The sequence below is a fragment of the Muriicola sp. genome, assembly GCF_041567615.1.
Classification (GTDB): Bacteria; Bacteroidota; Bacteroidia; order Flavobacteriales; family Flavobacteriaceae; genus Muriicola.
The window spans coordinates 1-9,790 of the sequence record NZ_JBFGBM010000098.1; the positions used below are offsets into that span (position 1 = coordinate 1).

At 49.4% G+C, this 9,790-nt stretch carries 10 protein-coding genes; 1 reads left to right on the forward strand and 9 read right to left on the reverse strand.

Features of this window, described 5'->3' with window-relative positions:
* Positions 1 to 352, forward strand: a 352-nt coding sequence (locus tag ABYP73_RS08045; RefSeq protein WP_372973977.1) for a mechanosensitive ion channel family protein, incomplete at its 5' end; no start/stop codon positions are given.
* 26 nt (positions 353 to 378) lie between these two features.
* Here the strand turns inward: ABYP73_RS08045 and tsaB are convergent.
* The 9 genes from tsaB to ABYP73_RS08090 form a co-directional block, all read right to left on the reverse strand.
* Positions 379 to 1,050, reverse strand: coding sequence for a tRNA (adenosine(37)-N6)-threonylcarbamoyltransferase complex dimerization subunit type 1 TsaB (gene tsaB, locus ABYP73_RS08050; RefSeq protein WP_372973978.1), 672 nt, complete (start codon positions 1,048 to 1,050; stop codon positions 379 to 381).
* A 17-nt stretch (positions 1,051 to 1,067) separates the two neighbouring features.
* The gene (locus ABYP73_RS08055) at positions 1,068 to 2,408 is read right to left on the reverse strand and encodes a TolC family protein (RefSeq protein WP_372945642.1); all 1,341 of its coding nucleotides are present in this window, start codon (positions 2,406 to 2,408) and stop codon (positions 1,068 to 1,070) included.
* 53 nt (positions 2,409 to 2,461) lie between these two features.
* Complete coding sequence (locus ABYP73_RS08060) at positions 2,462 to 3,592, reverse strand: efflux RND transporter periplasmic adaptor subunit (RefSeq protein WP_372945640.1); 1,131 nt, start codon at positions 3,590 to 3,592, stop codon at positions 2,462 to 2,464.
* A 37-nt stretch (positions 3,593 to 3,629) separates the two neighbouring features.
* On the reverse strand, positions 3,630 to 4,892 hold the full coding sequence (locus ABYP73_RS08065) for an ABC transporter permease (RefSeq protein ID WP_372973979.1): 1,263 nt from the start codon (positions 4,890 to 4,892) through the stop codon (positions 3,630 to 3,632).
* Between the two features lies 1 nt (position 4,893).
* Complete coding sequence (locus tag ABYP73_RS08070) at positions 4,894 to 6,126, reverse strand: ABC transporter permease (RefSeq protein WP_372973980.1); 1,233 nt, start codon at positions 6,124 to 6,126, stop codon at positions 4,894 to 4,896.
* Positions 6,119 to 6,820: an ABC transporter ATP-binding protein gene (locus tag ABYP73_RS08075; RefSeq protein ID WP_372973981.1), complete on the reverse strand. Its 702-nt coding sequence runs from the start codon at positions 6,818 to 6,820 to the stop codon at positions 6,119 to 6,121. Before ABYP73_RS08075 ends, ABYP73_RS08070 begins: the two co-directional genes overlap by 8 nt.
* Before the next feature lie 98 nt (positions 6,821 to 6,918).
* Positions 6,919 to 8,031: an efflux RND transporter periplasmic adaptor subunit gene (locus ABYP73_RS08080; protein ID WP_372973982.1), complete on the reverse strand. Its 1,113-nt coding sequence runs from the start codon at positions 8,029 to 8,031 to the stop codon at positions 6,919 to 6,921.
* Positions 8,032 to 8,060: 29 nt separating this feature from the next.
* Positions 8,061 to 9,320 (reverse strand): ABC transporter permease, encoded by a 1,260-nt coding sequence (locus tag ABYP73_RS08085; protein WP_372973983.1) that lies wholly within the window; start codon positions 9,318 to 9,320, stop codon positions 8,061 to 8,063.
* A 14-nt stretch (positions 9,321 to 9,334) separates the two neighbouring features.
* On the reverse strand, positions 9,335 to 9,790 hold a 456-nt coding region (locus ABYP73_RS08090), incomplete at its 5' end, for an ABC transporter permease (RefSeq protein ID WP_372973984.1).

Here is a 9,790-nt window from a genome sequence, read left to right on the forward strand (position 1 = left end):
CATTCTTCCCAACGGGCAGTTGTCTAACAACAACATCATCAATTACAACGCTGAAAATACCCGAAGGGATAAGATCGATATCGGTATTAGCTACTCCTCCAACATAAAAAAAGCAAAGGATATTCTTCTTGAAATCTGTGCAGAGCAGAGCGGAATATTAAAAGATCCCGCCCCGGTCGTATTTGTAGGCGAACTGGCCGACAGCTCTGTGAACCTCACGCTCAGATTCTGGGCAAAGAACGAGGATTTCTGGGCGGCTCATTTCCACGTGATCGAGGAGACCAAGCTCAGGTTTGATAAAGCTGGTATTGAGATCCCGTTCCCACAACTCGACGTACATCAGAAAGCCTAGAAGTATAGGCAGGGTTTGAACCGTAGCTAAGTCGACTTAGGTTTCAGGATGAAATCCTTGAGATAATAAGGTTCAAAATAGGCGACGTCTTCGAACTGTTTCCCCCGAAACTTTTCATAGGCCTCTTCGCACATGGCCGTCGATGTAGGTACCAGCGTATCCACTATCCTGAAGTTGGGATGCTTCAGAAAATCCCTGCATTTGGCAGCCCCGCTGCCCGCGAGATAAACTGGCCCTTTTTGAGCATATTCCTGGAATGAATCTGTTTTCAGGATGAGGGCCTGAGTGGGTTCCAGTTCTTTGTAATCGACAGAAAACACAGCCGTATACACCTCCATTCTCCTGGCGTCCAGCATGGGGATGATCACCCCTTTCTCTTCTTTGATTTGGAGGGCAAGAGACCTTAGGGTCCTTGTCGATATCAGGGGTATGTCCAGGGCGTAACAGAGCCCTTTGGCACTGGAGACTCCGATTCTCAACCCGGTATAGGATCCCGGCCCTTTACTTACCGCAATGGCATCGAGATCGTGAAGGGAGATCCCCGAATTTGCGATCACTTCCTCTATGAACAGGTGAAGTTGTTCCGAGTGTGAAAAGGAAGCACTGTTGTGCTCCCTGCTCGCCAGCAGTACACCGTCTTCAGCCACGGAGACTGAGCAATTGGTGGAAGCCGTTTCTAAATGGAGTATACAGGCCATAGGGCCACAAAGATAGTCTAGTTCAGGACAATGGGAAGTCCGTAAAAGAATTCGAGTACCTTGATCCTGAAGATGTAGTTGTACTTGTTGCGCACCACCTCAGCCTCTGCATTGTCTACCCGGGATTGTGCCTGACTAAAATCAAAGGCATTCATCAGTCCGACCTCAAACCTGTCCTTGGTATACTCATAAGCCGTTCTTCTGGCTTCGAGGGTTTTCTGGGAAGCCTCGTAGGCCTTGGCCGTATTTTGCACATCCACATAGGCTTGGTTGATCGTGGTTTCAAGGTCGAGTTTAGCCTGCTCCAGCTGCAGCCGGGCCTGTTCCACCCCGATCTCAGATCGCCTGATATTGTTTCGGGTACTAAATCCGTTAAAAACGGGGATGGTAAGCTGTGCTCCATACGAGATCCCGTCATTGATCCAGAGCTGATCCTTAAAAGCGATCTTCTCCCCTGTAAAGGGATCGCGGGTCTGGTCTGAATACCTGGTATTGTAATTGAAAAAGGCCCCTACAGTAGGATACACAGCGCCTTTGGCGATCTCCAGGTCCTTTTCTGCCAGTTCAACGCCTGTTTCAGAAAACTTAATATCATTTCTAAAGGAAAGAGCCTTGTCAAAGATCACCTTGGGTGAATATTTGAGGATGTCTGATGGGGGCACATCGAATTCTTCATCGGCTATGTCAAAATTCACATAATCCGTAATCTGCAGCAGCTGGGCCAGGGCGATCCTGGACAGCAATACCTGGTTCTGGTTGTTGATGATAGTCTGTTCCTGTGTGGCGGCTGTGGCTTCCACTTCCAGGAGATCTCCCCTGGGAACCACACCCGATTCTACCAGTTCCCTGGTGCGCTTCAGGTCCTCAATGGTCACAGCGTACTGCGCCTCAGCCACTTTCAGGGATTCCTTGTTGGAGAGGATATTCAGGTAGCTGTTCGCCACGTTGAGGCGGATATCGTCTACCAGGTCATCCAGCCTGTACTGGTTGGCGATCTCATTGAGCTTGGCTCTGTTCAATCGGTGGATATTCCTCAGACCATCGAAGAGGGTAAGGCCGGACGTCACATTCCCGCTGGCAGAAAAAATGGTTGAAGTAACAAAAACGTTGGTGGTAGGGTCCAGTACAAGTCCCGTGTTCCCGGAGGTGTTCATCGTGGCATTCAGACTGGGAAGGAAGTTCCCAATGGCATCCGACCTGTCTACCCGGGCATTCTCCAGGTCTAGCTCGAACTGTTCTACCGTCAGGTTGTTATCCACTGCATAGGTCACACACTCCTCCAACGTCCACTTTCTCATTTGTGCAGTGAGTGTCCCCACCGTGAGCAGGAAGAAAAAGAGGGATATTCTGTATCTCATGGTCTCGTTTTTTTGATTGCTTTTATGCTTGGTTTTGGTATTATTTAATCTGATCAGCTTTCTGCTTCTTCCTCATCCTCACCTCGTTTGATGGGCTCTGTCTTATTCCAGACCTTAACCTCATCCTCTTCAGTGAGGCCCGAGATGATCTCCACGTTCACACCATCGGAGATACCGATTTCAATATCCCTGCGTTCAAACTTCTGGTCGCCTGTGGCTACCTCTACATAGGGCTTGTCATTTTCTTTGTCGAATTGAAGGAGGGCCTCCGGGATCACCATGATGCTGTCCTTCTTTTCCAGGACCAGGGAAGCGTTGGCGCTGTATCCGGCCCGGATAAAGATGGAATCATTCAGGGCCACATCCCCTTCGATTTTGAATTGCACGGCCCCGGCCTCTTCAATTCCTTTGGGAGCGATAAATTTCAACTTGGCTTCCAGTTTCTGATTCTCAATGGCACCCAGGCTGATCTCCAGGGGCATCCCGATCTTCAGTTTTCCTACTTCCCCTTCATCTACCTTGCCTTCAAAGATCATGGTCTTGAGGTCTGCGATGGTGGCTATGGTGGTTCCGTCATTGAAGTTGTTACTCTGTATGACCTGGTCTCCTACCTCGACAGGAATTTCCAGGATGGTTCCGTTTACCGTGGCCCGTATGTTGGTATTGGCACTGTTGGCACCTCCGGCAGAACCCAGACGGATGATACGGTAGTCGGTCCTGGAGTTCTCCAATTCCACGACCGCCTGGTCATACCTCAGCTGCAGGTTGTTGAAGTCCTGATTGGAGATCACCCCCCTGTCATAAAGCTTTTTGTTCCGGTCGTATTCTATCTGAATATTGGCCAGTGAGGCTTCCGCATTCCTGACCCTTCCCTGGGCCGAGTTGAGAGCCTGTTCGTTAGGAACGACCTTGATCACAGCGATCAGGTCTCCGGCCTTTACGTCCTCCCCTTCCTTCAAAAGAATCTTATCAATGATCCCTGTAATCTGGGGTTTGATCTCGACCTCTTCCTGGGGGATGACCTTACCCGTCGCTACCGTTTTCTTCTCAATACTAGCGATAAAAGGTTTTTTGGTATCGTAGGTGATGGCTCCTTTGCTGTTGGATTTGATAAAGAAAGCTGCCGCCCATAATGCGCCTAACACCAGGACTCCGATCAGTCCGTATTTTACATATTTGTTCATCTTCTTACCGTGTTATTTATTTAAAGTTGTTAGTTTATTATTCTTCTCTCAATGCGTCTATAGGTTTGATACTGACAGCCCTCTGAGCCGGGATAAGACCGATGAGCGTTCCCAGGACCACCATCACCAGAAGTGCTCCGATCACCAGAGGGATAGGAACCGTGGGGTTGGTATAAGGAAACTCAATGTCTTGTGTGGCATTGTTGATCAGGTTGAGAACCCCGGCTCCCATAATGATCCCCACAATACCGGCAATCATAGTCAGGAATACCGATTCCAGGATGATGAGCGACCTCACCTCCCTGGGGGTGGCCCCGAGGGCTCTTCTGATGCCCAGTTCCTTGGTCCTTTCCTTGACCGAAATGAGGAGGATATTACCAATACCAATGACACCCGCTAAAATAGTGGCCAGCCCTACAATCAGGGATACGAACGTCAGTCCATTGGCAAAGCCCATGATCTTTCCGAATACCTCTCCCAGGTTAAATGCCCCAAAGGCCCTTTCATCGTCAGGATGCACATTATGTACACTCTTCAGGACTGATTTTATGTCCTTTTCCACCTGTACTACATCGGCATCATCAAAGGCGGCTATGGTAAAATACTGGGCATTGTCTCCTGTATTGTAGAGTTTCCTGAATGTAGAAAATGGGATATAAACGTCCCCGTCTGTTCCGAACGGGGTGGTCTGGGTGAACTTGTGAACGCCTACCACCTGGAAATAGATCCCGTCTAAGCGGATATACCCTCCAATGGGATCCTCCTCCTTATCGAACAGTTCCTGTTGGGTACGCTCCCCGATCACACAGACCTTCCTGGCCTGATCCTCGTCCTCCTCGTTGATGAAACGGCCGTTGTCATAGATCTTCTGGGTAGCCATTTTGGCGATTACCGGAAAATACCCATATACAGGGTAGCTGTTAGATTTCAGGCCTCTTACACCAAGGGCCGCCTCTCCCCCGAATACCCCTTTGGTATTCACAGGGGCGATGTATTGGATCTCGGGGACACGATTCTGCAAGGTAGTTGCATCCTGCACCTTGAGGGTTAACCTCCTGCCTGTTTTATATCCTGCGTAGGGCATGCTGGTCGACTGCGACCAGGTCCAGATACTGTTCTTGGCTACCGATTCAAAATTGCGCTCGAAACCGTTGTCCAGTCCGGTCGAGGCACCTGCAAGGACGATATAGATAAATATCCCCCATAAAACGCCGATAACGGTTATGATCGTCCTTGTCTTGTTCTTCCCAATAGAACCAAAGATCTCCTGCCATGTATTCTTGTCAAATAAAAACTTCATGCTATTCGTCTCTAAGTGCTACTATGGGTTTAATACGGGCAGCCCGTTTGGCAGGGACATAGCCCGCCAGGGTGCCGAAAATGATCAACAGGAGGGTGGCGAAAACAGCCAACCCGGTCCCGATTCCCGGATTCAGGATAAAATAATCATCCATGAGTTTATCACCCAGGGTACCCAGCAGAGCGATTCCCAGAAACATGCCCAAAAACCCTGATATGGTCGTGATAAAAATAGATTCCAGTAAGATCACGGAGATCACAGATCTGGGGGTGGCCCCGATCGCTTTGCGAATACCGATCTCCTTGGTTCTCTCCTTGACCACATAGACCATGATATTGCTGATTCCTATGATCCCGGCTATGATGGTCCCGAAGGCCACCAGGGCCGCGATAATGGCCAGTACAAAGGCAAAATCCTGGTTTTGTTTCAATTGATCTGCTACATTTCGGATGAAGAATCCGTTGTTGTCCTCCGGACTGATAAATTTTTTCTGTTTCAGGTATTTTTCCAGGCTTCGTTGGAAGGCCATGGCCCCTGTGTATCCCAGTTCTTCCTTAAACCCGATCACGATCTGGCCGATCTTATCTGTATTCTTTTCTATGAGCTGGCGGGTGGTGTATGGAATATACAATTGTCGTTCCTCATTATCTCCCCCATCGTCCTGGAATACGCCTACTACCTTAAAGACACTGCCACCCACATCTATATACTTACCTATGGAGTTCATGTTGCCAAAGAGGTCCTGTTCTACCAACCTGCCTATGACGGCATTCTTAGTTCTGTTCTTTACGTCCTCCTGGTTGATGTAGCGCCCCTTCATTATGATGGTCTTCTCGGCGAATTGCTGACCCCAGTCGACCCCTATCGTAGTGTAGTTATTGGACTCTTCCTTGTACTTGACCAGTGCGCTGCGGAAGATCCTGGGAGAGATATACTCCACGAACATGGGGAAATCCTTTTTGATGTCCTCCAGGTCGCTGTTCTCCAATTCGATCTGCCGAAGTGCCTTATATCCCTTATAGGGCATTGAGGTACGCCCCGGGAAGATGTACATCACATTGGTGGCATCCTGGGAAAAGAAATATTCAAAGGTGTTCTGAAGACCGTTTGTGAGGCCCACCAGGCCCACGAAGATGAGGATCCCCAATGAGACGGTGAACCCCGAAAGCACAGTTCTCAGCTTGTTCTTCCGGATGGTGAGAAATATTTCCTGCCAGGTATCTCTGCTAAACATTGGCTTTGGCCCTAACTTGTTTTACTTTTTCATCCTTGACAATCACCCCGTCCCTGAGGTGTACGATGCGTTTACACATCTGTGCAATATCCGTTTCATGGGTTACCACCAGGATGGTATTGCCCTGGTCGTTGATGTTCTGTATCAGTTCCATGACCTCATAGGAAGTCTTACTGTCGAGTGCCCCGGTTAGCTCGTCGGCAAGAAGTACCTTGGGCTCTCCCACCATGGCCCGGGCGATGGCGACCCTCTGTTTCTGACCCCCTGAAAGTTCACTTGGCAAATGGTGAGACCATTCTTTCAACCCCACCTGCTCCAGGTATTTCATCGCCTTCTCTTGTCGCTGCTTTCTCGGCATCTTCTGGTAGTAAAGCGGAAGGGCCACATTTTCCAGGGCCGTTTTATAGTTGATCAGGTTAAAGGACTGGAAGATGAAGCCCAGAAACTTATTGCGGTAATTGGCCGCTTTGGTCTCATTGAGATTTTTGATCGGAATGCCGTCCAGCAAATAAGTTCCCGAATCGGCCTCGTCCAGCATCCCGAGGATATTGAGGAGCGTCGATTTGCCGGAACCCGAAGACCCCATGATGGCTACCAGCTCCCCTTCTTCAACATTAAAGTTGATCCCTTTGAGCACGTGGAGGGAATTGCTTCCCATCTTGTACGATTTGTGCAGATCTTTTATTTCAATCATGGTCAGTGCGTTTCTTTTTTCAGATTCCGATCCTGTCATTGGACTGTCAAGGTGCGGAAATGTTACAAGAATTGTTAAAAAATAGTGTTAAAAAAAACCTAGCCCCCAAATGATTCGGGCTGAATAGCATTCCAGACCTTGATCCTGTCTTCGGCCGTGATTCCGGATTGTACTTCCACATAGATCCCGTCGCTTATCCCCAGTTCTATATCCTTGCGGGTAAACTGCTGCTCCCCGGTTGCTACTTCCACAAAAGGTTTCTTGGTCTCGGGGTCGAATTGTACCAGGGCCTCCTTGATGGCCAGTACACTGTCTGCCCTGGCCAGGATGATGGAAGCGTTGGCACTCAGACCGGCCCGTATAAATACGGTATCCCCTTTTTCAAGGGTCCCTTTGATCTCAAACTGAATGGCGCCATTCTCGGCCTTTCCCTTGGGGGCGATGTAATCCAATACGGCCTTGAACACCTTGTTCTCTATGGCTCCTACGGTAATTTCGAGCGGAAGGTCTTCCTTAATCTTCCCTACTTCCGATTCGTCTACCTTACCCTCAAAGATCATCTTGTTCACATCGGCTATGGCCGCAATGGTAGTCCCTTCATTGAAGTTGTTGCTCTCGATCACCTGATTGCCCACTTCTACAGGCACTTCCAGGACCATCCCGCTGACGGTTGCCCGGATCAGGGTGTTGGCTGCATTGCTGAGCCCGCTGGTCGTCCCGGTCTGCACGATATCATAGCGTTTATTGGCCGCGGAATAGGCCTGTTTGGCCTGGTCGTAGGTCACCTGGGCCCTTTCCAGATCGACTTTCGAGATCACTCCCCGGGAGAAGAGTTCACTTTGCCTGTCGAAGTTCCTCCTCTGATCCTCCAGGTTGATCCTGGCGTCTTCAATGGCATTTTTCGCATCGTTCAGGGCATTGAGGTTGGGCACCACCCTGATCCTGGCAATCAGGTCTCCTGATTTCACATAGTCTCCCCCTTCCACATAGATCTCGTCGATCACACCAGAAATATTGGGCTTGATCAGGACCTCCTCCAGGGGAAGTATGCTGCCCGTTGCCACCGTTTTCTTGATAATAGTGCGCTTTTCTGCCTGTTCTGTCTCATAGACCACCGGATCTTCAGCATTCTTTTGATACAAGTAGATCATGGCTCCGCCAAAGGTGATCACGATGAGCAGAAGGATGATGATGGTAACAGATTTTTTCATTTTCGATGAGATTATATCAGTTTGATTTTTTATTCGGTTCGCAAGGCATCTATCGGGCGGACTTTGATGGCGCTCTGGGCCGGGATAAATCCTGCAAGGAGGCCGGAAATGATCAGGATAAACAATGCCGCGGAAACCACTCCCAGGTTGACGCTGGGGTTCATGAACATATCTACAGGTCCGTTGGCATAGAGGAGGGCATTGACCCCGTATATGAACAAGGCACCCACGACTATGCCGGCCATGCCGGAAATGATGGTCAGGAAGAGCGACTCTAGCAGGATCTGTTTCCGGATAGACCAGGGATCTTCGCCCAGGGCCCTACGGATTCCGATCTCCTTGGTACGTTCCTTGACCACGATAAGCATGATATTGCTCACCCCTATGATCCCCGAGAGCAGGACAAGGATACCCACAAAATATCCGATAAAGTTCATGGCGCCGAACAGGCTTTCCACCCTGTTGAATTCTTCATAAAGATCAAAAAACCCAACGGCCCTTGTATCTTCCGGATGTACCTTGTGCACCCTTTTCATTTCGTTCACTATACCTGTTTTGATATCGGAAATAGGATATCCGTCCTTGGCCGTAATGGCCATCCAACCCACATTATTGCCCCGGTTAAAAGCCTGGGAAAAAGAGGTGAAGGGCACGTAGATCTCTTTTTGCCCCTCTTCCCCGTTGCCGTTTCCGGAACGCTTTTTATACGTTCCCACCACCATAAAATTAACTCCCTGGATCTTTAAATAAGAGCCTATGACCTCCTCACCCTGCTCGTAGAGCTCATTCTTTACACCTTGCCCTATCACAGCCACCTTCCTCTTGTTGTCTAGGTCATTGTGGTTGATAAATCGTCCTGCCGTTATGGCCATGGGTTCTTGCTGTATGATCTCCGGGTAGTCCCCATACACGTTATAAGCACCTGTCTTGATCCCTCGTATCACGTTGTTATTTCCGCCCCAACCTCCTAGCTGATTCCGGGGTGAGACAAACCTGAGTTGGGGAAATTTCTCCCATAGCGTTTTGACATCTTCCGTCTTGAAATTGAAATTCCGGCCTATCGGCAGGCCCATATGCGCCTTGGTCGTACTCCTTGTCCACATGAACATGGTGTTGGTCGCGATGTCACCGAAATCTGCTCGTATCCCGTTTTCGAGTCCTTTCCCAGCAGACAGGAGGATGATCAGGATCAGAATCCCCCAGAACACCCCAAAGGCGGTAAGCACGGTTCGGAACCAGTTAGTGGTAAGCACCTCTAAAATCTCTTTCCAGCGATCCCGGTTAAACATCTTTTCGTTCTTTTTTATTCATCCCTCAAGGCGTCAATGGTATGGATATGAGCAGCGCGCCAGGCGGGGAAGAATCCCGCAATGGTCCCTGCGATAATCAGCACAAAGACAGTCGCCAATGCGACATTGAAATTTACTGAGGGGTTGACGACGTAATCCACCTGAACATGGGGTCCGACGATCTCCAGGATGGCCATGCTGAAGATAAGGCCGGCAAAACCCGAAATGGCGGTTACAAAAATAGCCTCGTGAAGGATCATGAGGATAATGGACCAGGGTTTGGCCCCCAGAGCCTTTCGGATTCCGATCTCCCTCGTCCTTTCCTTGACCACGATGAGCATGATATTGCTCACTCCAACTACGCCGGCAATGATGGTGCAGATCCCGACGAACCAAAAGAAGAACTTGATATTGCCGATAAGGCTGAAATAGCGTTTGGCCTCCTCAAGAGCACTCCAGACCTGTATGGC

Coding starts and splice junctions, on each gene's coding strand:
- tsaB (WP_372973978.1), bottom strand. CDS start 1,050: ATGGCCTGTATACTCCATTTAGAAACGGCTTCCACCAATTGCTCAGTC.
- ABYP73_RS08055 (WP_372945642.1), bottom strand. CDS start 2,408: ATGAGATACAGAATATCCCTCTTTTTCTTCCTGCTCACGGTGGGGACA.
- ABYP73_RS08060 (WP_372945640.1), bottom strand. CDS start 3,592: ATGAACAAATATGTAAAATACGGACTGATCGGAGTCCTGGTGTTAGGC.
- ABYP73_RS08065 (WP_372973979.1), bottom strand. CDS start 4,892: ATGAAGTTTTTATTTGACAAGAATACATGGCAGGAGATCTTTGGTTCT.
- ABYP73_RS08070 (WP_372973980.1), bottom strand. CDS start 6,126: ATGTTTAGCAGAGATACCTGGCAGGAAATATTTCTCACCATCCGGAAG.
- ABYP73_RS08075 (WP_372973981.1), bottom strand. CDS start 6,820: ATGATTGAAATAAAAGATCTGCACAAATCGTACAAGATGGGAAGCAAT.
- ABYP73_RS08080 (WP_372973982.1), bottom strand. CDS start 8,031: ATGAAAAAATCTGTTACCATCATCATCCTTCTGCTCATCGTGATCACC.
- ABYP73_RS08085 (WP_372973983.1), bottom strand. CDS start 9,320: ATGTTTAACCGGGATCGCTGGAAAGAGATTTTAGAGGTGCTTACCACT.